This is a genomic window from Cellulomonas sp. WB94 (assembly GCF_003115775.1).
Classification (GTDB): Bacteria; Actinomycetota; Actinomycetes; order Actinomycetales; family Cellulomonadaceae; genus Cellulomonas_A.
On record NZ_QEES01000006.1, the window covers coordinates 12053 to 35562 of the forward strand.

At 72.1% G+C, this 23510-nt stretch carries 23 protein-coding genes and 2 pseudogenes; 15 read left to right on the forward strand and 10 right to left on the reverse strand.

All coding sequences use genetic code 11. The features are described from left to right. Window positions 1-13: 13 nt before the first annotated feature. Genes DDP54_RS16955 through DDP54_RS16965 form a run of 3 tightly spaced genes read left to right on the forward strand, consistent with a single transcriptional unit; the run spans window position 14 to window position 2189 of the window. A complete protein-coding gene (locus DDP54_RS16955; protein WP_242448564.1) occupies window positions 14-1351 on the forward strand; it encodes a SufS family cysteine desulfurase in 1338 nt (445 codons plus the stop codon). After that, complete coding sequence (sufU, locus tag DDP54_RS16960; protein ID WP_109133179.1) at window positions 1348-1842, forward strand: Fe-S cluster assembly sulfur transfer protein SufU; 495 nt, start codon at window positions 1348-1350, stop codon at window positions 1840-1842. The genes DDP54_RS16955 and sufU overlap by 4 nt, the downstream gene beginning before the upstream one ends. Then, window positions 1839-2189, forward strand: coding sequence for a metal-sulfur cluster assembly factor (locus DDP54_RS16965; RefSeq protein WP_109133180.1), 351 nt, complete (start codon window positions 1839-1841; stop codon window positions 2187-2189). Before sufU ends, DDP54_RS16965 begins: the two co-directional genes overlap by 4 nt. A gap of 49 nt (window positions 2190-2238) precedes the next feature. Here the strand turns inward: DDP54_RS16965 and DDP54_RS16970 are convergent, their stop codons facing one another. From DDP54_RS16970 to DDP54_RS16985, 4 genes are all read right to left on the reverse strand, one after another. After that, complete coding sequence (locus DDP54_RS16970) at window positions 2239-3129, reverse strand: neutral zinc metallopeptidase (protein WP_242448565.1); 891 nt, start codon at window positions 3127-3129, stop codon at window positions 2239-2241. 66 nt (window positions 3130-3195) lie between these two features. Then, complete coding sequence (locus tag DDP54_RS16975) at window positions 3196-3837, reverse strand: energy-coupling factor transporter transmembrane protein EcfT (protein ID WP_109133182.1); 642 nt, start codon at window positions 3835-3837, stop codon at window positions 3196-3198. Next, complete coding sequence (locus tag DDP54_RS16980) at window positions 3834-4562, reverse strand: ABC transporter ATP-binding protein (RefSeq protein ID WP_109133183.1); 729 nt, start codon at window positions 4560-4562, stop codon at window positions 3834-3836. Before DDP54_RS16980 ends, DDP54_RS16975 begins: the two co-directional genes overlap by 4 nt. A gap of 11 nt (window positions 4563-4573) precedes the next feature. After that, on the reverse strand, window positions 4574-5215 hold the full coding sequence (locus tag DDP54_RS16985) for a biotin transporter BioY (protein WP_109133184.1): 642 nt from the start codon (window positions 5213-5215) through the stop codon (window positions 4574-4576). A 195-nt stretch (window positions 5216-5410) separates the two neighbouring features. On the opposite strand from DDP54_RS16985, the gene DDP54_RS16990 reads away from it, so the two are divergent. Next, window positions 5411-7009, forward strand: coding sequence for an ABC-F family ATP-binding cassette domain-containing protein (locus DDP54_RS16990; protein WP_109133185.1), 1599 nt, complete (start codon window positions 5411-5413; stop codon window positions 7007-7009). A 23-nt stretch (window positions 7010-7032) separates the two neighbouring features. Here DDP54_RS16990 and DDP54_RS16995 read toward each other — a convergent pair whose 3' ends face one another. The 3 genes from DDP54_RS16995 to DDP54_RS17005 are packed head-to-tail and all read right to left on the reverse strand — an operon-like array spanning window position 7033 to window position 8485. Then, window positions 7033-7878, reverse strand: a complete 846-nt coding sequence (locus tag DDP54_RS16995; protein ID WP_242448566.1) for an SURF1 family protein — start codon at window positions 7876-7878, stop codon at window positions 7033-7035. Next, window positions 7875-8159, reverse strand: coding sequence for a hypothetical protein (locus DDP54_RS17000; protein ID WP_109133187.1), 285 nt, complete (start codon window positions 8157-8159; stop codon window positions 7875-7877). The genes DDP54_RS16995 and DDP54_RS17000 overlap by 4 nt, the downstream gene beginning before the upstream one ends. After that, entirely contained in the window at window positions 8156-8485 is a 330-nt protein-coding gene (locus tag DDP54_RS17005) for a DUF3099 domain-containing protein (RefSeq protein WP_242448567.1), read from the reverse strand. The genes DDP54_RS17000 and DDP54_RS17005 overlap by 4 nt, the downstream gene beginning before the upstream one ends. A gap of 151 nt (window positions 8486-8636) precedes the next feature. Here DDP54_RS17005 and fabG point away from each other — a divergent pair, with 151 nt between their 5' ends. Then, a complete protein-coding gene (fabG, locus tag DDP54_RS17010; RefSeq protein ID WP_242448568.1) occupies window positions 8637-9368 on the forward strand; it encodes a 3-oxoacyl-ACP reductase FabG in 732 nt (243 codons plus the stop codon). Window positions 9369-9464: 96 nt separating this feature from the next. Then, window positions 9465-9986: a histidine phosphatase family protein gene (locus DDP54_RS17015; protein ID WP_109133190.1), complete on the forward strand. Its 522-nt coding sequence runs from the start codon at window positions 9465-9467 to the stop codon at window positions 9984-9986. 89 nt (window positions 9987-10075) lie between these two features. Here DDP54_RS17015 and serB read toward each other — a convergent pair. Together serB and DDP54_RS17025 are read right to left on the reverse strand one after the other, a co-directional pair. Next, a pseudogene (gene serB / locus DDP54_RS17020) lies at window positions 10076-10654 on the reverse strand (phosphoserine phosphatase SerB); the annotation flags it as partial. A 76-nt stretch (window positions 10655-10730) separates the two neighbouring features. Beyond that, a pseudogene (locus DDP54_RS17025) lies at window positions 10731-11971 on the reverse strand (glucose-1-phosphate adenylyltransferase). Between the two features lie 106 nt (window positions 11972-12077). On the opposite strand from DDP54_RS17025, the gene glgA reads away from it, so the two are divergent. Beyond that, on the forward strand, window positions 12078-13286 hold the full coding sequence (glgA, locus tag DDP54_RS17030) for a glycogen synthase (protein ID WP_109133217.1): 1209 nt from the start codon (window positions 12078-12080) through the stop codon (window positions 13284-13286). Here the strand turns inward: glgA and DDP54_RS17035 are convergent. Continuing rightward, window positions 13283-14104: a hypothetical protein gene (locus DDP54_RS17035; RefSeq protein WP_109133191.1), complete on the reverse strand. Its 822-nt coding sequence runs from the start codon at window positions 14102-14104 to the stop codon at window positions 13283-13285. The genes glgA and DDP54_RS17035 overlap by 4 nt on opposite strands. A gap of 66 nt (window positions 14105-14170) precedes the next feature. Here DDP54_RS17035 and DDP54_RS17040 point away from each other — a divergent pair, with 66 nt between their 5' ends. From DDP54_RS17040 to DDP54_RS17075, 8 genes are all read left to right on the forward strand, one after another. Next, entirely contained in the window at window positions 14171-14956 is a 786-nt protein-coding gene (locus DDP54_RS17040; protein ID WP_109133192.1) for an ABC transporter ATP-binding protein, read from the forward strand. 112 nt (window positions 14957-15068) lie between these two features. Continuing rightward, entirely contained in the window at window positions 15069-15527 is a 459-nt protein-coding gene (locus DDP54_RS17045; protein ID WP_109133193.1) for an NfeD family protein, read from the forward strand. Between the two features lie 72 nt (window positions 15528-15599). Further along, window positions 15600-16790: an SPFH domain-containing protein gene (locus DDP54_RS17050; RefSeq protein ID WP_109133194.1), complete on the forward strand. Its 1191-nt coding sequence runs from the start codon at window positions 15600-15602 to the stop codon at window positions 16788-16790. An 81-nt stretch (window positions 16791-16871) separates the two neighbouring features. Then, window positions 16872-17534, forward strand: a complete 663-nt coding sequence (locus DDP54_RS17055) for a TetR/AcrR family transcriptional regulator (RefSeq protein ID WP_146192467.1) — start codon at window positions 16872-16874, stop codon at window positions 17532-17534. 2 nt (window positions 17535-17536) lie between these two features. Beyond that, complete coding sequence (locus tag DDP54_RS17060) at window positions 17537-19273, forward strand: ABC transporter ATP-binding protein (RefSeq protein ID WP_109133196.1); 1737 nt, start codon at window positions 17537-17539, stop codon at window positions 19271-19273. Continuing rightward, window positions 19270-21246 carry an ABC transporter ATP-binding protein gene (locus DDP54_RS17065; protein WP_109133197.1) on the forward strand — a complete coding sequence of 659 codons (1977 nt, stop codon included), beginning with the start codon at window positions 19270-19272 and terminating at the stop codon, window positions 21244-21246. The genes DDP54_RS17060 and DDP54_RS17065 overlap by 4 nt, the downstream gene beginning before the upstream one ends. A gap of 82 nt (window positions 21247-21328) precedes the next feature. Further along, window positions 21329-22624, forward strand: a complete 1296-nt coding sequence (locus tag DDP54_RS17070) for an MFS transporter (RefSeq protein ID WP_242448570.1) — start codon at window positions 21329-21331, stop codon at window positions 22622-22624. Window positions 22625-22643: 19 nt separating this feature from the next. Next, window positions 22644-23486, forward strand: coding sequence for an RNA methyltransferase (locus DDP54_RS17075; RefSeq protein WP_242448571.1), 843 nt, complete (start codon window positions 22644-22646; stop codon window positions 23484-23486). Window positions 23487-23510 lie beyond the last annotated feature (24 nt).

Genomic DNA, 23510 nt, shown 5'->3' on the forward strand with positions numbered 1-23510 from the left:
GCAAGGACCGACAGTGACCGAGATCTCGCAGGTCGCCCGGCTCACGCCGGGTGAGCTCGCCGCCGTGCGGGCGGACTTCCCGCTGCTCGCCCGCACCGTGCGTGGCGGGCGACCGCTCGTGTACCTCGACTCTGCGGCGACCTCGCAGAAGCCCGAGGTGGTGCTCGACGCCGAGCAGGACTTCTACCTCCAGCGCAACGCGGCGGTGCACCGCGGGGCGCACCAGCTCGCGGAGGAGGCGACCGAGGCGTTCGAGAACGCCCGGGAGCGGGTGGCGTCGTTCGTCGGCGCCGACCCGGGGGAGCTCGTCTGGACCTCGAACGCGACCGCGGGGATCAACCTTGTCGCGTACGCCATGTCGAACGCGACGCTGGGTCGCGGGGGCGAGGCGGCACGGCGGTTTGCGCTCGCGCCCGGTGACGAGATCGTTGTCACCGAGGCCGAGCACCACGCCAACCTCGTGCCGTGGCAGGAGCTCGCCGCCCGGACGGGAGCGACGCTCCGCTGGCTCGGGGTGCACGACGACGGCCGGATTCGGCTCGACGAGCTGGCGATGGTCGTGACCGAGCGCACGCGGGTCCTGGCGTTCACGCATGCCTCGAACGTGACGGGAGCGGTCACGTCGGTCGCGCCGTTCGTCGCCCGGGCGCGCGAGGTCGGCGCACTGACCGTGCTCGACGCCTGCCAGAGCGTCCCGCACCTGCCGGTCGACCTGCACGCGCTCGGCGTCGACTTCGCGGCGTTCTCGGGGCACAAGATGCTCGCCCCCACCGGTGTCGGCGCGCTCTACGGGCGGCGCGAGCTGCTCGAGGCCATGCCGCCGGTCACGACCGGGGGATCGATGGTCGAGGTCGTCACGATGGAGTACACGACCTATGCGCCGCCGCCCCAGCGGTTCGAGGCGGGCACGCAGATGGTCTCGCAGGCGGTGGCGATGGGCGCCGCGGCGAGCTACCTCGACGAGCTCGGCATGCCTGCGGTCGCGGGCCACGAGGCGGAGATCGCGGCCGCGCTGCTCGCCGCCGTCGCGTCGGTCCCCGGGGTGCGCGTCCTCGGACCGACCGATACCGTCGACCGGCTCGCGACCGTGTCGTTCGTCGTGGACGGCGTGCACGCGCACGACGTCGGCCAGGTGCTCGACGCCGCGGGCGTCGCGGTGCGCGTCGGCCACCACTGCGCCCAGCCCCTGCACCGGCGCCTGGGCGTCGCTGCGTCGGCTCGCGCGTCGGCGGGCGTCTACACGACCCTCGACGAGGTCGAGGTCTTCCGGGAAGCACTGGCGGGTGTCCGAGCGTTCTTCGGAGTGAGCGGCGTACCGGTCGCTGCGGCGGGTCAGAAGGACGGGCGATGAGCATCGACGCGATGGAACAGCTCTACCAGCAGGTCATCCTCGACCATGCCCGCGAGCCGCACGGCCGCGGGCTGCAGCCGCTCGGCCTGCTCGCGGGCGAGTCGCACCAGATCAACCCCACGTGCGGCGACGAGGTCACGCTCCGGGTCGAGCTCGACGACGCGGGCCGGCCGGTTGTCCGGGACGTCAGCTGGGACGGGCAGGGCTGCAGCATCTCGCAGGCCTCCCTCTCGGTGCTCCACGACCTCGTCGTCGGCGCCGACCTCGACGAGGTCGACCGGCTCGCCGGCACGTTCCGCGCGCTGATGAACGCGCGCGGCCTCGGTCTCGACGACGACGCCGAGGAGCTGCTCGGCGACGCGACGGCCTTCACCGGCGTCGCGAAGTACCCCGCCCGGATCAAGTGCGCGCTGCTCGGCTGGGCCGCGCTGACCGATGCCCTCATCAAGACCGGCGCGACGTCGCCGGGCACCCCACAGGAGGACGCATGACCACCACGACCCCGGGTGCCGCGCCTGCGAACCCGTCGCCGACCACAGCCGCTGACGTTGAGGAAGCCCTCCACGACGTCATCGACCCCGAGCTCGGCATCAACGTCGTCGACCTGGGCCTCGTCTACGGCGTCATGGTCGACCAGCAGAACCATGCCGTCATCGACATGACCCTGACGTCGGCGGCCTGCCCGCTCACGGATGTCATCGAGGACCAGGCCGGCATGTCGCTCGAGGGCCTCGTCGACGGGTTCCGCATCAACTGGGTGTGGATGCCGCCGTGGGGCCCCGAGAAGATCACGCCCGACGGGCGCGAGCAGATGCGGGCGCTCGGCTTCAACATCTGACGCCGGACCTGGCGTCAGTCAGCTGGTCGGCCTCAGCGGCTGTCCGCGGTCAGAGGCTCGCTGCGCTGAACGTGTCGCACGCCGTGATCGTGCCCTCGGTGTACCCGGTCATGAACCAGCGCTGACGCTCCTCGCTCGACCCGTGCGTCCAGGTGTCGGGGTTCACGCCGCCGCTCGACTGCTGCTGGATGTGGTCGTCGCCGACGGCCTGCGCGGCGGACAGCGCGTCGGACAGCTCGGTCTGGGTGATCGGGTTGAGGAAGGTCACACCGGTCTTCGGGTCGACGACGGTCGCGGCATGGCCGGTCCACAGGCCCGCATAGCAGTCGGCCTGCAGCTCGGTCTTCACGGAGTCGGAGTCGGCCCCCGTGCCCTGGCGGTTCGCCTGGTCCATGACGCCGGTGATCTGCTGGATGTGGTGCCCGTACTCGTGCGCCACGACGTACATCTCGGCGAGCGCGCCACCCGATGCCCCGTACTGGCTCTGCAACAGGTCGTAGAAGCCGAGGTCGATGTAGATGGCCTTGTCAGGAGGGCAGTAGAACGGGCCCGTCGAAGCGGACGCGGTCCCGCAGCCCGTCTCCATCGCGGACTCGAAGCTCCAGACGTCCGGCTGCGAGAACGTGAGGTTGTTCGCGGGCAGCGTCTCGGCCCAGTACGTGTCGAGCGCATACACCGTCGCGGACAGGCGGCAGTCCCGCTGGGAGTTCGCCTCCGCCGCGCTGCATGTCCCCAGGGTGCTCTCCGTCGCCTGGACGGCGCCCGGCGCGCCGCCCTGAACGGCGTCGACGACGGGTGTGAGGTTCACCCCGGTCAGCTGCGAGATCACGTAGACCGCGATGGCGAGCAGGCCCACCCCGCCGCCCGCTGCGGCTCCACGCCTGCCACGACTGGTCTTGACACGGCCGCCCTCGAAGCTGCCACCCTCGGTGAAAGTCATGTCGGTCAAAGTACGTCCTGGCCGCGCAGTCCGCACGGCGTGCGGGGTTGGACTCCAGAGCGAGGCTCAGTCGGCGAGTCCGCGCGCAGCCAGCGCGTCGCCGGTCGCCCGGGCGCGCGCCACGGTGCGGACCGCGGCCGGGACGAGCAGTGCACGCGGAGACCGGTCGAGCCCGCGGGCGCGTGCGGCGTCGCGGGTCTCGGTGAACGTCTCCAGCAGCGCCGGGATCGCGCGGAGCATGATCCCGACGGCGAGGGCAACGGTCTCGGGCGGCAGCCCGACGTGACGCAGCGGCCGGGCGGCGGTCCCGAGCGCGTCGAGCATGCGGTCGGCCGGCGTGGTCGCCGTCACGACGGTGGCCGCGAGGACGAGGGTCACGAGGTCGACGGCGACCTCCGCGCCGACCTGCCAGCCGCGCGCCCACCACTGGTAGCCGCCGAGCAGCGTCGCCGTGAGCAGCACCGGGAGAGTGCTGCGAACCGTCGACCACAGCGGGAGCCGACCGATCGCGGCGGCGCCGAGCACGGCGACGAGCAGGGCTGCTGCGCTCCCTGGTCCCCGCAGGACGACGACCAGGGCCCCCAGCGTGGCGAGCCCGCCGAGCTTGGCCCCCGGACGGGCCCGGTGCAGCACCGTCGTGCCTGGGCGGTACAGCCCGAGCGGCCCGGCCCACGGGCTGCGCTGCGTCGGGCGCGCCGGGCGGCTCACGGCGACACCCGTGGCGCCATCAACGCGCGGTAGGCCTCGACGGCGTCGACCGGGTCGCCGTCGAACACCACAGCGCCCGCGTCGACGACGAGGACCCGGTCGGACCGGGCGGCGGCGTCCAGGTCGTGCGTGACCTGGAGCACCTGCTGGTCGAGCCCGTCGAGCAGGTCGTCGACGACCCTGCGCCAGCGCAGGTCGAGCAGGGTCGTCGGCTCGTCGCACACGAGGACCGCCGGCTCGGTCGCGAGGACGCCGGCCAGAGCGAGCAGCTGCTTCTGGCCGCCTGAGAGCGCATGGACCGGGACGTCGCCGCGACCTGCGAGGCCGAACCTGGCGAGGATCTCGTGGGCACGCTCGGCACGCTCCGCGGTCGGCAGCCCGAGCCGGCGCAGGGACAGCGCGACGTCCTCGACGGCGGTCGGCATGACGAGCTGGGCGTCGGGGTCGGTGAAGACGAAGCCGACCCGGCTCCGGACCGCTCGTCCGTCTCGGGCGGTGTCGAGCCCGTCGACCCTGACCGTGCCCGACGACGGCAGGACGAGACCGTTCACGAGCCGCGCGAGCGTCGACTTGCCCGACCCGTTCGCCCCGATGACGGCGATCCGCCGTTCAGCGAGCCGGCACGTCACCGGACCGAGCAGGGTCACGACGTGACTCGTCGGGCCAGCGCCACCGCCGGCGTGCGGGGCGTAGGCGGTGACCGTGACGGCGTCGAGCTCGATCATGAAGGGCCGTGTCAGGGACGGCGCCGGACCATGTCCGGGAACGCCCGGAGCACCGCGCTCGCGACCAGTGCGGCGAGGAGGTTCTTGATCAGGTCGCCCGGGATGTAGCGCGACCCTGCGACGAGGGCCTCCGAGGCGGACAGGCCGCCACGCCAGCCCATGACCGCGATGCCGATCGGGTGGATCAGCAGGAGGCTCGCGGCGGTGGCCGAGGCGAACAGGGCCACGTACCGCACCGAGGGACGCAGGCCGCCGGCACGCGTTGCGAGGTACCCCGCGAGCGCGGCAGCCAGCGGGAACGCGAGCAGGTAGCCGGCCGACAGGCCTGCGAAGACGCCCACCCCACCGGCACCGCCCGAGAAGACCGGGAGTCCCGCGGCCCCCACGGCGAGGTACAGCAGGGCGGCCAGGGCCCCACGCCGTGCGCCGAGGACGAGCCCCGCGAGCATGACGCCGAACGTCTGCAGCGTGATGGGCACGGCGCTGCCGGGGACGGGGATCGCGGGCAGGATCGCGCACACCGCGATGAAGGCCGCGAACGTCGCGACGAGCGCGACGTCGGTGGCCGCCGAGGACCGGGTCACGGGGACCGCGGGCGCGATGGCGCCACCCAGTCCGAGGGCGGGGTTCGAGCTGTCAGGTGCGTCGGGCATCGGAGCTCCCAGGGGCTGTGGCACGTCGGTGGAGGGCCCGGCACGGCGCCCGAAATGACTGTGTTGCGGGCCTGCGGCCGTCTGCAACGCTAGCCGGTCGTAGACTGGGGCGCGTTTGTGCCCGCGCCCAACGGTGGCGCGTGGCGTTCGGAGGAAACCGCAGTCGGCGGTTCGCCGACCCCGGAGGGACACCTAGTGATCACTGCCCATGCCATCGAGCTGCGCGTCGGCGCGCGCGTGCTGCTGGAGGAGGCGACCTTCCGCATCGCGGCGGGTGACCGGATCGGTCTCGTCGGGCGCAACGGTGCGGGCAAGACGACCCTGACGAAGACGCTCGCGGGGGAGACCCTGCCGACCGGCGGCCAGATCACGCGGTCCGGCGACGTCGGCTACCTCCCGCAGGACACGACCTCGGGCGACCTCGCGATGCTCGCGATGGACCGGGTGCTGTCCGCCCGCGGCCTCGACGAGATCGTCAACGCCATGCGTGAGACCGAGGGCGCCATGGCGAGCGCGATCGACGACACCCGCGACGCCGCGATGGAGCGCTACTCGCGGCTCGAGGCGCGGTTCTCTGCCGCGGGTGGGTACGCGGCCGAGAGCGAGGCGCACCGCATCACCTCGAACCTGGGCCTGGACGACCGCGTGCTCGGTCAGACGCTCGGGACGCTCTCGGGCGGCCAGCGTCGACGCGTCGAGCTCGCTCGGATCCTCTTCTCGGGTGTCGACACGCTCCTGCTCGACGAGCCCACCAACCACCTCGACGGTGACTCGATCCTCTGGCTGCGCGACTACCTGCGGACGTACGCGGGTGGGTTCATCGTGATCAGCCACGACGTCGAGCTGCTGCGGGCGACCGTGAACAAGGTGTTCTACCTCGACGCCAACCGGGCCGAGCTCGACCAGTACAACCTGGGGTACGCGGCCTACCTCGTGCAGCGCGAGACGGACGAGAAGCGGCGCAAGCGCGAGCGAGCCAACACCGAGAAGAAGGCCGCGGTCCTGCTGCTGCAGGCCGACAAGATGCGCGCGAAGGCCACGAAGGCGGTCGCGGCCCAGAACATGGCCCGGCGGGCCCAGCGCATGCTGTCCTCGCTCGACGACGTGCGGGCGGCGGACAAGGTCGCCCATCTGCGGTTCCCCGACCCGGCACCGTGCGGCAAGACTCCGCTCACCGCGACCGGGCTGTCGAAGTCGTACGGCTCCCAGGAGGTCTTCACCGACGTCGACCTGGCGATCGACCGGGGCAGCCGCGTGGTGGTGCTCGGGCTCAACGGCGCAGGCAAGACCACCCTGCTGCGCATGCTCGCCGGGATCGACGCCCCGGACACCGGGGAGGTGCACGCCGGTCACGGGCTCAAGCTCGGGTACTACGCGCAGGAGCACGAGACGCTCGACCTCGACCGGACCGTCCTGGAGAACCTGCGCAGCTCCGCCCCGGACCTCACCGACACCCAGGTGCGCTCGGTGCTCGGGTCCTTCCTGTTCTCGGGCGACGACGCCGACAAGCCCGCGCACGTGCTGTCGGGTGGCGAGAAGACCCGGCTCGCCCTGGCGGCGCTGGTCGTGTCGTCGGCCAACGTCCTGCTGCTCGACGAGCCCACGAACAACCTGGACCCGGCGAGCCGCGCGGAGATCCTCGGTGCGCTGCGCAGCTACGCCGGCGCGGTCGTGCTGGTGAGCCACGACGAGGGTGCGGTCGAGGCGCTCAACCCCGAGCGCGTCGTCCTGCTGCCCGACGGCGACGAGGACCACTGGAGCTCGGACTACCTGGACCTCATCTCGCTGGCCTGACCCACCGCGGGGCGCAACCTCCGTCAGCCGAGCTGGGAGTCGACGAGCGCGTCCTCTTCGTCCTCGGCGCTCGGTGACCTGCGACGCCGCTCGGGTCGGGCCGCCGGGCCTGCGCCTGACCCGTCCACCAGCTCGCGGCGTGCCATGGCCGTGAAGCCGACGAGCGACCCCAGGGCGAAGGTCCACCACTGGAATGCGTACGACAGGTGCGAGCCGGGGTCGGTGCTGGGCGTCGGCAGCGTGCCCAGCGCGTGGTCGGGTGCAGGGTCCTCGGCCGCCATCTCGGCGTAGACCTCGTAGGCGCCGGGGGAGCCCGTCGCCGGGACGGCGTCGCCGGCCTCGAGGACCTGGGCGACCGAGATCGCCTGGACCTGACCGGCCGGTGCGGACCGCGGCGACTGCGCCTCACCGCGGCGCAGGCGCACGGTCACCGTCGCCGTGCCCGTCGGAGGCGCCGGGACCTGGGCGACCTCGCTGCCGTTCTCGCCCGTCGGGACCCATCCCCGGTCCACGACCAGCACCGCTCCGGCCTCGCCCCCGTCGGCGACGACGAACGGGACGAGGACGTGGTAGCCGGCCATGCCGCCGATCGGCCTGTTGCGGAGCAGCACGGTCGCGTCGGCCTCGTAGCGACCCGTCACGGTCACCTGGCGCCACACCGCGTCGGCGGGCAGCGCCTCGCCCGGCGTCGCGACCAGCGCGGACAGGGGGACGGGCTCAGCCGAGTAGTTGTCCTCGATGAGCCGGATCTGCGCGTCACGGGCGACATGCCGGTTCCACTGCCACCGTCCCAGGAACGTGCAGGTGACGCCGAGGGCGAGTGCGAGCAGCAGGAGCGACACGGCGCGCCGCACGTGCGGCTTCATCATCCGTCGGCCGCGGGGAGAGCGTCGGCAGGCAGGCCGTCCGCCGGAAGGTCGGCCCCGGGCAGCTCGCTCGCGGGGACGACGTCCCGCAGGAACGAACGGGCGCCGAGGAACTCCTCGAGCTGCGCGCGGTGGCCGTCGCACGCGAGCCAGACCTTGCGGCGCTCGGCGGTGTGCAGCTTCGGGTTGTTCCAGAGCAGACCCCAGGTGGCTTCCTCGCGGCAGCCGCGCGCGCTGCAGACGAGGTCCCGGACGGCGTCCGGTGTGGGAACGGACAGGGTCATCGCTTGCCTCCATCGAGCTGACCGGTACCCGTGCCGGGTCCGAGGGTGCGGGTGTCGACGACCTCCACTGCGTCGTCGCGCCGTTCGCGGCCGGCATTCGCGAGGATGACCGCGATGTAGGGCAGGACGACGGCGGCGACGAGCAGGATGACCGACAGCCACACGGGCATCCGGTTCCACAGGATGACGACGAGGAGGAAGCACACGACCCGGACACCCATCTGGACGAGGTATCGGCGGGTGCGCCGCGCGATGTCGTCGGCCAGAGGGTCGGCGGCGGTCGTGATCCGGTGCACCTCGCCGGCGCCCGGTCGCTTCCTTCTCACCTCCCGATCCTAGACCGGCATGCTGTGGTCGATCCGGCGCTCGTTCCGGCCGGCGGCTGTGCGCCGTTGTGCTCACCGGACAACTCGAGGGTCCGAGCGTGAGGTCCGTCGCGCGGCGCCCAGTGCCTTCGGTCGGATAGCGTCGGTTCTCGTGCCAGACATCACAGCGGGTGGACCCGCACCACGAAGCGTGCTCGTCACCGGGGCGAACCGGGGGATCGGCCGGGCGATCGCCGAGCGTTTCGTCGCGGCAGGCGACAGGGTCGCGACGATCTACCGCAGCGGGAACCTGCCGGACGGAGTCTTCGGCGCGATCGGCGACGTGCGCGACTCGGCGTCCGTCGACGCGGCGTTCAGCGCCATCGAGGCCGAGCACGGACCCGTCGAGGTCCTCGTCGCGAATGCCGGCATCACGCGCGACCAGCTCGTCCTGCGGATGACCGACGAGGAGTTCGAGGATGTCATCGACGTCAACCTCACGGGTGCGTTCCGGGTCGTGCGTCGTGCGTCCAAGGGCATGATCCGCCTCCGTCGCGGACGCATCATCCTCATCTCGTCGGTCGTCGGGCTGTACGGATCGCCCGGCCAGGTCAACTACTCGGCGTCGAAGGCCGGGCTCGTCGGCATGGCTCGCTCGCTCACGCGCGAGCTGGGCGGGCGCGGCATCACCGCGAACGTCGTGGCGCCGGGCTTCGTCGAGACGGCGATGACCGCCGAGCTGCCTGAGGCACGTCAGGACGCGTACCGCGCCGCGATCCCGCTCGCGCGGTTCGCGCTGCCCGACGAGGTCGCCGCTGCCGTCCAGTTCCTCGCGTCCGCGGACGCCGGCTACATCAGCGGCGCGGTGATCCCCGTCGACGGTGGCCTTGGCATGGGCCACTGACGACTCGTCGGTGCGGCCGAAGATCCCCAGGGCGACTCAGCGCTGAGTCGGCTCGTCCGCGTGACGCGGGAGCCCGAGCGATGCGACTCTAGGGGCGTGGAAGACCTCAGCGCCTCGCGCCGTATCGTCCTGCTCCGTCATGCCAAGGCGGAGCACGGGGGCGACCTCGCCGACCACCTGCGTCCGTTGTCGCTCGTCGGTCGCCGCCAGGCGACCGGGGTCGGGGCCACGCTGCGGACCGCCGGGGTGATCCCCGAGCTCGTGCTCTGCTCGTCGTCGCTGCGGACCCGTCAGACCTGGGACCTCGTGCGCTCGTCGCTCGGCACGCAGCCGACGGTGGAGCTCAGCGACACGCTGTACTCAGCCGGGGTCCGGGCGTTGCTGGACGTCGTCCGTGCGGTGCCGGCGGACGTCCGCACCGTCCTGGTCGTCGGCCACGAGCCCACGGTCTCTGAGGCCGCAGCGACACTGGCCGGACCGGGGTCGGACGAGCCGTGCGTGGCGCGGGTGCGCGTCGGGATGCCGACCGGCAGCTACTCCGTCCTCGAGACGGACGTCGACTGGGCGCTGCTCGAGCCCGACGGGGCGCGGCTGCTCCGGCTCGTGACGCCGGCCTGAGAGGGCGGCGCACGACGTCCAGCGGGGGGCTAGGTGCCGGACGCCGTGCGGAACGGAGCGAGCGCGAGCACGTCGTCGAGCCGGCCTTGCACGGCTGCGTCGGCGCGATCGGCCAGGACCGGCTTGGCGTTGAACGCGATCCCGAACCCGGCGACAGCGAGCATGTCGACGTCGTTCGCCCCGTCGCCGATCGCGATCGTGCGTTCCAGCGGGATCGCGTCGTCCGCCGCGAAGCTCCGCAGGGCTTCGGCCTTCCCGGCCCGGTCGACGACCGGACCCCGGACGCGACCGGTGAGCACACCGCCCACGACCTCGAGCCCGTTCGCGCGGTAGCGCGTGACGCCCAGCCGATCCGCGAGCGGCCCGACGACCTCGAGGAAGCCGCCCGACACGAGCGCGACGGGCCACCCACGCCTCGCGAGCTCAGCGAGCAGCTCCTCGGCACCCGGGGTCAGGGTCACCTCGGCCAGGACGTCCGGGAAGACGCTCACCGGTAGGCCGGCCAGCGTCGCGACCCGGGCGTGCAGCGACGCGGCGAAGTCCAGCTCGCCCCGCATCGCGCGCTCGGTGATGTCGGCGACCTCGGCACGCGAGCCCGCGTGCGCAGCAAGGAGCTCGATGACCTCGGCCGTGATGAGGGTCGAGTCGACGTCCAGCACGACGAGGCGTCGGTCGTCCAGGCCAGGGGGCAACGGGGTCACGCAGGTGAGGGTAGTGCTCCGACGCGGTGGGCGCGGCGACCGTTCAGGGTTCGATGACCGTCCCCTTCGGGACGACCGTGATGCCCGACTCGGTCACCGTGAAGCCCCGCGCCAGGTCGTGCTCGCGGTCCAGGCCGACGCCCGCCCGCTCGGGGACGATGACGTTCTTGTCGAGGATCGCGCGGTGCACCTGCGCGTAGCGGTTGACCTGGACGCCGTCCATGAGGACCGAGTCCGTGACCTGCGCCCACGAGTGCAGGTACGTCCCGGGGGACAGGATCGATCCGGAGACTGTCGCGCCGGAGACGAGCACGCCGGGGGAGACGATCGAGTCGGCGGCGTGGCCGAGGCGACCGGCACCGGCGTGCACGAACTTGGCGGGAGGCAGCCCGGTGTAGCCCGTGTACACCGGCCACTGGTCGTTGTAGAGGTTGAAGACAGGCTCGATCGAGATGAGGTCCTGGTTCGCGTCGAAGTACGAGTCGATCGTGCCGACGTCGCGCCAGTAGTCCCGGTCGCGAGGGGTCGACCCGGGCACGTCGTTGCGGATGAAGTCATAGACCGCCGCGGTGCCTCGCTCGACGAACGCGGGGACGAGGTCGCCGCCCATGTCGTGCCGGGACGTCGGGTTCTCGGCGTCCCGTGTCACGGCGTCGACGAGCGCGTCGGTGTTGATGACGTAGTTGCCCATCGAGGCCAGGATCTCGCCGGGGGAGTCCGCGAGGCCCACGGGGTCGGTCGGCTTCTCGCGGAACGCGGCGATGCGGGTCGGGTCGCCCGGGACCGTCTCGATGACGCCGAACTGGTCGGCCATGGCGATCGGCTGCCGGATCCCGGCGACCGTGAGCTCAGCACCCGTCTCGACGTGCTGGTCCACCATCTGGGAGAAGTCCATGCGGTACACGTGGTCTGCACCGACGACGACGACGATGTCGGGCCGCTCGTCGTCGATGATGTTGAGGCACTGGTAGATCGCGTCGGCGCTGCCCAGGTACCAGTGCTTGCCGACCCGCTGCTGCGCGGGCACGGGGGCGACGTAGTTGCCGAGCAGCGTCGACATGCGCCACGTCTTGGAGACGTGCCGGTCGAGGCTGTGCGACTTGTACTGCGTCAGCACGATGATGTGCAGGTAACGCGAGTTCACGAGGTTCGACAGGGCGAAGTCCACCAACCGGTAGATCCCCCGAACGGCACCGCGGGCTTGGCCCGGTGCGCCGTGAGCGGCATGAGCCGCTTGCCTTCCCCACCTGCGAGGACGATTGCCAGGACACGCGGCGCTGCCATGGCACGACCCTAAGCCACCGGGGTGCCCGACGCGATATGCGGCTCGCCACGCGCTAGCGTGTCGCCTGATGGACCGGTGTGGCCGGGCCGGGATGAGGGAGCGAACGTGCGCGTCGATCTGTTGACCCGGGAGTACCCGCCCCACGTGTACGGCGGTGCCGGTGTGCACGTCACGGAGCTCGCCGCCGTGCTGCGACGGAGCATCGACGTCCGCGTGCACTGCTTCGACGGTCCGCGCGACGAGGCCGGCGTGACGGGCTACGACGTCCCCGGCACGCTCGGTGGTGCCAACGCTGCGCTCGCGACGTTCGGTGTGGACCTTCTGATGGCCGACGGGGTGTCAGGCACGGACCTCGTGCACTCGCACACCTGGTACGCGAACCTCGGCGGTCACCTCGCCGGGCTGCTGCACGGCATCCCGCACGTCGTCTCGGCGCACAGCCTCGAGCCGCTGCGGCCGTGGAAGGCCGAGCAGCTCGGCGGTGGCTACGCCCTGTCGAGCTGGGCCGAGAAGACGGCGTACGAGGGCGCCGCGGGCGTGATCGCCGTGAGCGCCGGCATGCGCACCGACATCCTGCGGAGCTACCCGGCCGTCGACCCTGAGCGTGTGCACGTCGTGCACAACGGCATCGACCTCGACGGGTGGCGGCGCCCGACCGGTGAGGCCGCGCTCGCGCGCGCCGACGCGGTGGTCCGCGGGCTCGGCATCGACCCGGACCGGCCGTCGGTGGTGTTCGTCGGCCGCATCACCCGGCAGAAGGGCCTGCCGTACTTCCTGCGCGCGGCCGAGCAGCTCCCCGCCGACGTCCAGCTGGTCCTGTGCGCCGGCGCCCCCGACACCCCGGCTATCGCCGCTGAGGTCAGCGCGCTCGTCGAGGCGCTCCGTGCACGGCGTGACGGTGTCGTGTGGATCGAGCGCATGCTGCCGCGCGAGGACCTCGTGGCCGTCCTCGCGAGCGGCACGGTGTTCGCGTGCCCATCCGTGTACGAGCCCCTGGGCATCGTCAACCTCGAGGCCATGGCGGTCGGCCTGCCGGTCGTCGGCTCGGCGACCGGTGGGATACCCGAGGTCGTGGACGACGGCGTGACCGGGCTCCTCGTGCCGATCGACCAGGTGCAGGACGGCACCGGCACGCCGCTCGACCCCGACCGGTTCGTCGACGACCTCGCGGCCGCGCTCATCGAGCTGTCGACCGACCCGGCGCGGGCGGCGGTCATGGGTGCGGCCGCACGGCGCCGCGTCGAGGACCACTTCTCGTGGGACGCGATCGGGCAGCGGACGCTCGAGGTCTACCGGTCGGTGCTCGGGGACTAGTCGCTCGACCCGCCACGCCCGTCCGGGTCGGGGGCGGGCAGCGTCGCGGCCGACATGGCCCGGCGCGCGGCCCGGTCGACCTCACGCAGCGCCGTCGAGCGCTGGTCCGCCTGCCACAGGTTGACGGCGCCGCCGTCGTCCGCCGTCGCCAGCGCGACGATCGCGCGCAGCCGAGCGGCGCTCGCCAGCACGCGCACGCGACGTGCGTCGACCCCTCGGGGCAGCCGCCATCCCGGGTTGCCGTCGCTGCGCAGCGACGCGATCGCCTCCGCCGCGTCGGGTCGCCAGCGGGCGACGTCGAGCGCGGCGAGGGCTCGCGTCGCCTGCGTGAGCGCCGTGCGCAGGTCCCGTTCCGCGTCGGCGAGCGAGCCGACCTGGCCGATGAGCCCCGTCTGCCACTCGGGGACGGTCACGACCTCCCAGCGCACCAGGTGGCCCGGCTCGTACACGCTCCCGAACTCCTCGACCCTGGGGATCGCCGCGTAGGACCTTGCCCCGGTCGCCACGAGCAGGCACTCGCCGGCCGCCGCCGCGAGCTGACCGATGGCTGCGGGGACACCTGCGGGGTCGCCCGGCGCGGGCAGGGCCGCTGCGACGATGCGGGCGCCGCCCGCCCAGACGTCCACCAGCTCGGCGAGGGTCGAACCGAGCTCGGCCGTGTCAGGCGCAGAGACGACGGCGTGCGGCTCGTCGTCGCCCTGCACGGCGGAGACGAGCCGGGCGACCGGCGCGGGGTCGGCGGCGCTGGCCGGACCGAGGTCCTGGAGCCAGAGCGCGAGCGCGACCGACCGCGGCAGGTCGAGGTCGGGTGAGTCCATGGCTCCAAACTACGACGCGCGTCGCGGACGGACCGCGTCGGCCCACGGCGGCTAGGGTCTGTGCCCATGACCGACGTGCTCGACCTGCAGGGCGTGACCATCCGGCGGGGGACCGCCACCATCCTCGACGGACTCACCTGGCACGTCGGTGAGGGTGAGCGCTGGGTCGTGCTGGGCCCGAACGGCGCCGGCAAGACGACGTTGCTCCAGGTCGCCGCCGGGCGGATGCAGCCGTCGTCGGGCTCGGCCGACCTGCTCGGATCGCGGCTCGGTCGCGTCGACGTCTTCGAGCTCCGGCCGCGGATCGGCCTGTCGAGCGCGTCCCTCGCCGACAGGATCCCGCCGGGGGAGACCGTGCGCGATGTGATCCTCACCGCGGCCTACGGGGTCACCGGCCGGTGGCGGGAGGCCTATGAGGAGCCCGACGAGACCCGCGCTGCGGACCTCATGGCGGCCTTCGGCGTGACCGACCTGGCCGAACGCCGGTTCGGGACCCTGAGCGAGGGCGAGCGCAAGCGCGCGCAGATCGCGCGCTCGCTCATGAGCGACCCCGAGCTGTTGCTGCTCGACGAGCCTGCCGCCGGCCTCGACCTGGCCGGACGCGAGGAGCTCGTCGGAGCTCTCGCCGAGCTCGCTGGTGACCGCCGGTCGCCTGTTCTCGTTCTCGTCACGCACCACGTCGAGGAGATCCCCCCGGGCTTCACCCATCTGCTGCTGCTGCGCTCGGGTCGCGTGCACGCCGCCGGGCCCCTCGACGAGACGTTGACGGCCGAGAACCTGTCCGGAGCCTTCGGCCTCGATCTCGTCGTCGAGCGCGTCGGTGACCGCTGGACCGCACGCGCGTCCCGCTAGCGAACGTTCACCCAAGACCCCACGGAACGGCAAAGCGACCACCTAGGATCGGTTGTGACGGGTGAGCCGCGCATCGATGCGACGGTGCGCCCGCCATGACCTGGAGGTCGACATGAGCGGTTGGCTGTGGTGGGTGGGCGGCGCGTTGCTGCTCGGGATCGCCGAGATCGTGTCGGTCCAGCTGGTCTTCCTCATGTTCGCCGGCGGAGCGCTCGCCGGCGCGGTCGCGAGTGCGCTGGGCGCCACCATGCCGGTGCAGATCGGCGTCGCCGTCGTGGTGTCGATGCTGCTGCTGTTCGCGCTCCGGCCCTGGCTGCTGCGTCGGCTGCGCCTCCGGGTGCCCCTCGTCGAGACCAACGCCGCGGCCCTCGTCGCTCGTGAGGCCGTGGTCCTGTCGACCACGACGGAGGGCGGTGGCCGCGTGAAGCTCGGGGGCGAGGTGTGGTCGGCGCGGGCCGAGCACGAGGGCGACGCGTTCACGCCGGGTACCGAGGTGCGCGTCGTCCGGATCGAGGGCGCGACGGCCATCGTGAACGCCGCGAACGGATCTGCTCGGCCGACCACTGGCTGACCACGCGGTCGACCTGACCGCGCCTGAACTCACCGTGCGAGAGCCCTCGGACGGTCACACCGAGGAGAACACATGGATCAACCCGGGTACATCGTCCTGGCGCTCGTCATCCTCTTCGTCGTCATCGTGCTCGTCCGGGCCGTGCGGATCGTCCCGCAGGCCACCGCCCTCATCATCGAGCGACTGGGCCGGTACTCGCGCACGCTTGACGCCGGTCTGCACCTGCTGATCCCGTTCGTCGACCGGGTTCGTGCGGGCGTCGACCTGCGCGAGCAGGTCGTGTCGTTCCCGCCGCAGCCCGTGATCACGTCCGACAACCTCGTCGTGAGCATCGACACGGTCATCTACTTCCAGGTGACCGAGCCGAAGTCGGCCGTCTACGAGATCTTCAACTACATCATCGGAATCGAGCAGCTCACGGTCACCACGCTGCGTAACGTCATCGGGTCGATGGACCTCGAGCAGACGCTCACCAGCCGTGACCAGATCAACGGCCAGCTCCGCGGTGTCCTCGACGAGGCGACCGGCAAGTGGGGCATCCGGGTCAACCGGGTCGAGCTCAAGTCGATCGACCCGCCCGCCAGCATCCAGGGCTCGATGGAGCAGCAGATGCGTGCCGAGCGCGACCGTCGTGCCGCGATCCTCACGGCCGAGGGTGTCAAGCAGTCGCAGATCCTCACGGCCGAAGGCGACAAGCAGGGCGCGATCCTGCGGGCCGAGGGTTCTGCTCAGGCGGCGATCCTCACCGCCGAGGGTGAGGCTCGCGCGATCCTGCAGGTCTTCGACGCCGTGCACCGCGGGGACGCCGACCCGAAGCTGCTCGCGTACCAGTACCTGCAGATCCTGCCCAAGCTCGCGGCCAGCCCGGCGAACAAGGTCTGGATCATCCCGTCCGAGCTCACCGGTGCCTTGTCCCAGCTCACGCAGGGCTTCGCGGGGTCGTTCACCGGTCAGCCGGACGGCACAGCGGCGCCTGCTCGTCCGGCGGGGACCTCTCCGCTCGGCATCGACCTGCCGCCGGTCGCCCTGACCGACCCGGCCGAGGCGTTGGCCGAGGCGCGGCGGCAGTCCGCCCTCGCGACGGCTGACGCCACGAGCGCGGGCACGTTGAGCGGTCGTCCGTTCGACCCGACCGCCGAGCTCGGGCAGCGACCGGGGGCTGCCGGCAGCCCGTCGCACCGGTCGGAGCACCCGACCCGTCCGGCCCCGGAGCCCCAGGTCCCGGGCGAGGAGGACGTGCCGCCGACGGTCAACCCCGCCTGAGCCGTCCCGGCGGTGCGTTCGTCCGAGCGCACCGCCGGGGGCGACTTGTGAGTGAGTCCTCACTCAGTTAGGCTCCTCCGAGTGAACACACCCACGTCGACGCGTGCTGGCCGGGCCGCGCCGATGAGCCCCGAGGAACGGCGAGCGTCGATCCTCGCGGCCACGGTCCCCCTCCTGCTCGAGCGCGGCAGGGATGTGACGACCCGCGAGCTGGCGGCTGCCGCCGGCGTCGCCGAGGGCACCCTGTTCAGGGTCTTCGCCGACAAGCAGGAGCTCGTCCGCGCCGCGGTCGCCCAGGTCCTCGACCCGGCGCAGCTGCTCGACGAGCTCGCTGAGCTGGCCGCGACGGCCTCCGGCTCGAGCCTGCACGAGGTGCTCGTGCGCGCAGTCACCGTCCTGCAGGTGCGCGGCCAGAGGATCACCTCGATCTTCGTCGTCGCGCACCAGGTCCTCGCCGCAGAGCCAGACCGTCCCGGCGGCCCGCCCGCGGCCTCCCCGCACGGCCACGGTCACGGTCGTGACCGCCCGCATCCCATGGACCTGATCGCCGACGCGATGGCGGCCGTCTTCGCGCCGCACGCCGCCGAGGTGCGCCGTTCGCCGCAGGACTGCGCACGGTTCCTGACGGCGATCGTCATGGCGACCATCCGCCCAGGCGTCCCGAGCTCGGCCGTGCCCCTGACCCCCGAGGAGGTCGTCGACCTGCTGCTCGACGGCCTTCGCGTCCGCACCGAGGAGAACTGACCATGCTCGTCCGCCTGCTCCGGCAGTACCTGGCCCCCTACCGGACCGGCGTCGTCGCCGTCCTCCTGCTCCAGCTCGTCCAGACGATCGCGACGCTCTACCTGCCAAGCCTGAACGCCGACATCATCGACAACGGTGTCGCGGTCGGTGACACCGCGTACATCGTCCGGATCGGCGCCGTGATGCTCGGTGTCAGCCTCGTCCAGGTCGCCTGCGCGATCACCGCGGTCTACTTCGGCGCACGCGCCGCGATGGCCCTCGGGCGCGATCTCCGCGAGGGCCTGTTCTCGCACGTGCAGGAGTTCTCGGCGCAGGAGGTCGGCAAGTTCGGGGCGCCCTCGCTCATCACGCGCACGACGAACGACGTGCAGCAGGTGCAGATGGTGATCCTGTTCACGTTCACGATGATGGTGACCGCACCGATCATGCTCGTCGGCGGCGTCATCATGGCGCTGCGCGAGGACGTCGCGCTGTCGCGGCTCCTGATCGTCATCGTGCCTGTGCTCGGCGTCGCCGTGGCGCTGATCGTGTCCCGGATGGTGCCCTACTTCCGGGTGATGCAGACCAAGATCGACGCGATCAACCGGGTCCTGCGGGAGCAGATCGCGGGCATCCGGGTCATCCGCGCGTTCGTCCGCGAACGGCGCGAGTCCGAGCGGTTCGCGGCCGCCAGCACCGACCTGTTCGAGACGTCGCTGCGCGTCGGGCGGCTCATGGCGCTCATGTTCCCGGTCGTCATGCTCATCATGAACGCGTCGAGCATCTCCGTCATGTGGTTCGGCGCCCAGCGGATCGACTCCGGGCAGATGCAGATCGGTGCGCTCACGGCGTTCCTCAGCTACATCATGTACATCCTCATGGCGGTCATGATGGCCTCGATGATGTTCGTGATGGTCCCCCGCGCGATGGTGTCCGCGGAGCGCATCGGCGAGGTGCTCGACACCCAGACGTCAGTCCTCCCGCCGGTTGCTCCGGTCTCGCTCCCGGCGACGCGCCGTGGGCGCCTCGAGCTGCGCGACGTCGAGTTCCGGTACCCCGGCGCCGAGGAGCCCGTGCTGCGCGGCATCGACCTCGTCGTCGAGTCCGGGAAGACCACGGCGGTGATCGGGTCGACCGGCTCGGGCAAGACGACGCTCGTCAACCTCGTGCCCCGCCTCTTCGACGTCACCGGGGGAGCCGTGCTCCTCGACGGGATCGACGTCCGCGACCTCGAGCCGGACGACCTGTGGAGCTCGATCGGGCTCGTCCCGCAGAAGCCGTACCTGTTCAGCGGCACGGTGGCGTCCAACCTGCGGTACGGACGCACCGACGCCACCGACGACGAGCTGTGGCACGCCCTCGAGGTCGCCCAGGCCCGCGAGTTCGTCGAAGCCATGCCCGAGGGGCTCGACGCGCCGATCTCCCAGGGGGGCACCAACGTGTCGGGCGGGCAGCGTCAGCGTCTGGCCATCGCGCGGGCGCTCGTCCGCCGACCGAGCATCTACCTGTTCGACGACTCGTTCTCGGCGCTCGACTTCGCGACCGACGCCGCACTGCGCTCGGCGCTCGTCCCGGAGACCCGGGATGCCGCCGTCGTCATCGTCGCCCAGCGCGTCGCCACCATCCGGCACGCCGACCAGATCGTCGTCCTCGAGGACGGTGAGGTCGTCGGAGCCGGCACCCACGGCGAGCTGATGGCGTCGTCCTCGACCTACCGCGAGATCGTCTTCTCGCAGATCTCCGCGGAGGAGGCAGCATGAGCATGCAGAGCAAGCCGGCCGCACCGGCACGTCCCGCGGGCCCGCCCGGAGGCCGGGGTCACGGCCCGATGAGCATGGGCGTCCCGGGCGAGAAGTCGATGGACTTCCGCGGGTCGAGCCGACGACTGCTGGGCGTGCTGCGCCCGGAGCGCGTGCGTCTCGGCACGATCATCGCCCTCGGCGTGGCGTCGGTCGCCCTCGTCGTCAGCGGGCCGAAGATCCTCGGCGCGGCGACCAACGTGATCTTCGAGGGGGTCATCGGCAAGCGGCTGCCCGTCGGGGTCAGCCTGGACCAGACGATCGAGGCGCTGCGCGCGCAGGGTCAGAACACCTACGCCGACCTGCTCAGCGGCACGCACGTCGTGCCCGGCGTGGGCATCGACTTCGCGCACCTGCGCACCATCGTCCTGACGGTGCTCGCGGTCTACGTCGGGTCGTTCCTCTTCGGCTGGCTCCAGGCGCGCCTGACCACCGGCGTCGTCCAGCGCACCACCTACCGGATGCGCGAGGACGTCGAGGCCAAGCTGTCGCGGCTGCCGCTCGGCTACTTCGACCGCCAGGGGCGCGGCGAGGTGCTCAGCCGTGTCACCAACGACATCGACAACATCGCCCAGACCCTGCAGCAGACCCTCTCGCAGCTCATCACCTCGCTGCTCACGGTCGTCGGCGTGCTGGCGATGATGTTCTGGATCTCGCCGATCCTTGCGGTCGTGGCCCTGGTGACCGTGCCGCTGTCCATCGTCGTGACGATGCTCATCGCGAAGCGCTCGCAGCCGCAGTTCGTCGAGCAGTGGGCCCGGACCGGCACGCTCAACGCGCACATCGAGGAGATGTACACCGGGCACGCACTGGTGAAGGTCTTCGGGCGCCAGCGGGAGGCCGTCGCGACGTTCCACACCGAGAACGCCCACCTCTACGGCGCGAGCTTCAAGGCCCAGTTCATCTCCGGGATCATCATGCCCGCGATGGGTTTCATCGCGAACCTCAACTACGTCATCGTGGCGGTCGTCGGCGGGCTCAAGGTCGCGTCGGGCACGCTGTCCCTCGGTGACGTGCAGGCGTTCATCCAGTACTCGCGGCAGTTCACGCAGCCGATCACGCAGATCGCGTCGATGATGAACCTGCTCCAGTCCGGCGTCGCGTCGGCCGAGCGGGTGTTCGAGCTGCTCGACGCCGAGGAGCAGCGCCCCGACCCCGCCGTCCCGACAGCCGTCGAGCTGCCCGTGCGCGGACGGGTCGCGTTCGAGGACGTCTCGTTCAGCTACGACCCCGAGACGCCGCTCATCGAGCACCTGTCGATCGTCGCGGAGCCCGGCCAGACCGTCGCGATCGTCGGTCCGACGGGTGCCGGCAAGACGACGCTCGTCAACCTGCTCATGCGGTTCTACGAGCTCGACTCGGGTCGCATCACGCTCGACGGGGTCGACACGACCGCCATGACGCGCGACGACCTGCGCTCGCAGATCGGGATGGTGCTCCAGGACACCTGGCTGTTCGGCGGGACGATCGCCGACAACATCGCCTACGGCGCGACCGACGTCTCGCACGGCGACCTGGTCGCTGCCGCGCAGGCGACCCACGTCGACCGGTTCGTGCGCACCCTGCCCGACGGCTACGACACGGTCATCGACGACGAGGGCTCGAACGTCAGCGCGGGGGAGAAGCAGCTCCTGACGATCGCGCGGGCGTTCCTCGCGGACCCGCCGATCCTGGTTCTCGACGAGGCGACGTCGTCCGTCGACACCCGCACCGAGGTGCTCGTGCAGCAGGCGATGAACGCCCTGCGCGTCGGGCGGACCTCGTTCGTGATCGCGCACCGTCTGTCGACCATCCGCGACGCCGACACGATCCTCGTGATGGAGCACGGCTCGATCGTGGAGCACGGCACGCACGACGGTCTGCTCGCCGCCGGCGGTGCGTACGCGCGGCTGTACGACAGCCAGTTCGCCGCCGCGACTGCTCCGGTCGAGTGACGTCGCGCACCACTTGTGTCAGAGGTCCGATCCTGGGCCTTCGCGCGCGGATCGGGGGGGCGGCGGCACGTAGGCTCGGTCGGTGACCGCAACCGCTGAGCCCGCCCCGATCCGGCTGGTGCGGGACCGGCCCACGCTGAGCCTGTATAGCTACTTCGTCGTGTGGGGATGGCTGCTCTACAGCTTCAGCCCGAGCGTCCCGCTCCTCGCCGACGAGCTCGGCGTGACGAAGGCCCAGGGCGGGTTGCACGGCACGGCGTTCGCAGCCGGCGCGATCCTGGTCGCCCGGATCACCCCACGGCTCGTGGACCGCTACGGTCGCCGGGCGACCTTGGTCGGTGCGGGTGTGCTGATCGCGGTCGGCACGATCGTGCTCGTCACGGGGCCGATCCTGGCGTGGACCCTCACCGGGGTGTTCATCCTCGCGGCCGGCGGGAACGTCGCCGTGAGCGCCGCGCAGGCCGGGCTGTCGCTGCGGCACGGTCGCGCGAGCTCGGCTGCCGTGACGGAGGCCAACGGGGTCGGCTCGGGGGTCGGGCTGCTGGGTCCGCTCGCCGTCGGAGCCTGCGTCGCGGCCGGTTGGGGGTGGCGTCCGGCGGTTGCCGCAACGGCGGTGCTGGCCATCGGCTCGGCCCTGCTCGCACTTCGCCTGCCGAGCGACGCGCGCGACCACGCCGTCCCCGCGCCCGACCCCGCGCTCGTCGACCCGGCCGAGGCCGTCCCAGCCGAGGCCGTCCCCGCCGACGCGATCGCGCTGGACGCCGCCGACCGGGAGTCTGCCGTGGCGACCCGCTGGTTCCTCGTCGCCATCGTCGCGGCGATCGCGCTCGAGAACGCGACGACGTTCTGGTCGACCGACCTCATCCGGCAGCAGACCGGAGCCGGAGCGGGGATCGCGACCGCCGCCACCGCCGGTCTGGTGGCCGGCATGACGGTCATCAGGTTCGTCGTCGGGCCACTGTCGCTGCGCATCGAGCCCGCACGCCTCCTCGCAGCGTCGTTCCTGGTCGCCGTCGTCGGCTGGGCCATCCTGTGGACCGCCACCGAGACGCCCGTCGCCCTCACCGGCCTCGTCATCGCCGGGATCGGCTACGGCGCGCAGTACCCGCTGTCGATATCGATCCTCCTGAGCGCAGCCCGACGGTCGACCGACCGCGCGCAGGCGAACGCGACCCTCGCCGGCGGCGCAGCGATCGGCGTGGCGCCCTACGTGCTGGGCGCGCTCGCCGACTCGTTCGGGGCGCACACGGCGTTCCTCGTGATCCCGGTCGTCGCGCTGATGGGAGCGGCGGCGGCCGTCGTCGGCCCGGTCGCGGCGCGTCGCGCGAGCGCCCTGCGCACCGCGCGGCTCCTCGCGGGGTCCTCACCGGTCGTCTGACCGCGAGATGATGGGGCCCGTGCCGGCCCCAGACATCCATCCGATCACCGACCCCACCGACGATCGGCTCGCCGACTACGTCTCGCTCACGGACGTCGCCCTGCGTTCGCGGCACGAGCCCTCGAAGGGTCTCTACATCGCCGAGAGCTCGACCGTGCTGCGGCGGGCGCTCGGTGCGGGGCACCGCCCCCGGTCGGTCCTGCTGTCGCCGCGCTGGCTGCCCGACCTCGTCGCGACGCTCGAGTCGCTGCCCGACGACGGCACGACGGTGCCCGTCTACGTCGCGGAGCCGGACCTCCTCGAGGCGATCACCGGGTTCCATGTCCACCGCGGCGCGCTCGCGTCGATGCACCGCCCGGCGCTGGCACCGGTCCACGACCTGCTCTCGGCGGCCCGCGGCGGCACCGGAGCGCGACGCGTCGCGATCCTCGAGGACATCGTCGACCACACGAACGTCGGCGCGATCTTCCGGAGCGCCGCGGCGCTCGGGGTCGACGCGGTGCTCGTGACCCCGCGCTGCGCCGACCCGCTGTACCGCCGGTCCGTGCGCGTCTCGATGGGCACGGTGTTCCAGGTGCCCTGGACCCGGCTCGAGACGTGGCCGGGCGGACTCGACGACCTGCGTGCGGCGGGGTTCACCGTCGCCGCGCTCGCGCTGGCCGACGACGCCGTGTCGCTCGACGACGTCGTCGCCGCGCCGCCCGAGCGCCTCGCGCTCATGCTCGGCACCGAGGGTGACGGGCTGTCGCGCGGCGCGGTCGAGGCGGCCGACCTGGTCGTCCGCATCCCGATGGCGGGCGGCGTCGACTCCCTCAACGTGGCGGCGGCGTCCGCGGTCGCGTTCTGGGCGACGCGGACCTGACCCGGCCGGACGAGCCGCGCCCGG

What these genes read in the sequence shown, in the direction of transcription:
- sufU (WP_109133179.1), top strand. Translation starts at nt 1,348, where the DNA reads ATGAGCATCGACGCGATGGAACAGCTCTACCAGCAGGTCATCCTCGAC.
- DDP54_RS16965 (WP_109133180.1), top strand. Translation starts at nt 1,839, where the DNA reads ATGACCACCACGACCCCGGGTGCCGCGCCTGCGAACCCGTCGCCGACC.
- DDP54_RS16970 (WP_242448565.1), bottom strand. Translation starts at nt 3,129, where the DNA reads ATGACTTTCACCGAGGGTGGCAGCTTCGAGGGCGGCCGTGTCAAGACC.
- DDP54_RS16980 (WP_109133183.1), bottom strand. Translation starts at nt 4,562, where the DNA reads ATGATCGAGCTCGACGCCGTCACGGTCACCGCCTACGCCCCGCACGCC.
- DDP54_RS16985 (WP_109133184.1), bottom strand. Translation starts at nt 5,215, where the DNA reads ATGCCCGACGCACCTGACAGCTCGAACCCCGCCCTCGGACTGGGTGGC.
- DDP54_RS16995 (WP_242448566.1), bottom strand. Translation starts at nt 7,878, where the DNA reads ATGATGAAGCCGCACGTGCGGCGCGCCGTGTCGCTCCTGCTGCTCGCA.
- DDP54_RS17000 (WP_109133187.1), bottom strand. Translation starts at nt 8,159, where the DNA reads ATGACCCTGTCCGTTCCCACACCGGACGCCGTCCGGGACCTCGTCTGC.
- DDP54_RS17035 (WP_109133191.1), bottom strand. Translation starts at nt 14,104, where the DNA reads ATGGACTCACCCGACCTCGACCTGCCGCGGTCGGTCGCGCTCGCGCTC.
- DDP54_RS17040 (WP_109133192.1), top strand. Translation starts at nt 14,171, where the DNA reads ATGACCGACGTGCTCGACCTGCAGGGCGTGACCATCCGGCGGGGGACC.
- DDP54_RS17045 (WP_109133193.1), top strand. Translation starts at nt 15,069, where the DNA reads ATGAGCGGTTGGCTGTGGTGGGTGGGCGGCGCGTTGCTGCTCGGGATC.
- DDP54_RS17050 (WP_109133194.1), top strand. Translation starts at nt 15,600, where the DNA reads ATGGATCAACCCGGGTACATCGTCCTGGCGCTCGTCATCCTCTTCGTC.
- DDP54_RS17060 (WP_109133196.1), top strand. Translation starts at nt 17,537, where the DNA reads ATGCTCGTCCGCCTGCTCCGGCAGTACCTGGCCCCCTACCGGACCGGC.
- DDP54_RS17065 (WP_109133197.1), top strand. Translation starts at nt 19,270, where the DNA reads ATGAGCATGCAGAGCAAGCCGGCCGCACCGGCACGTCCCGCGGGCCCG.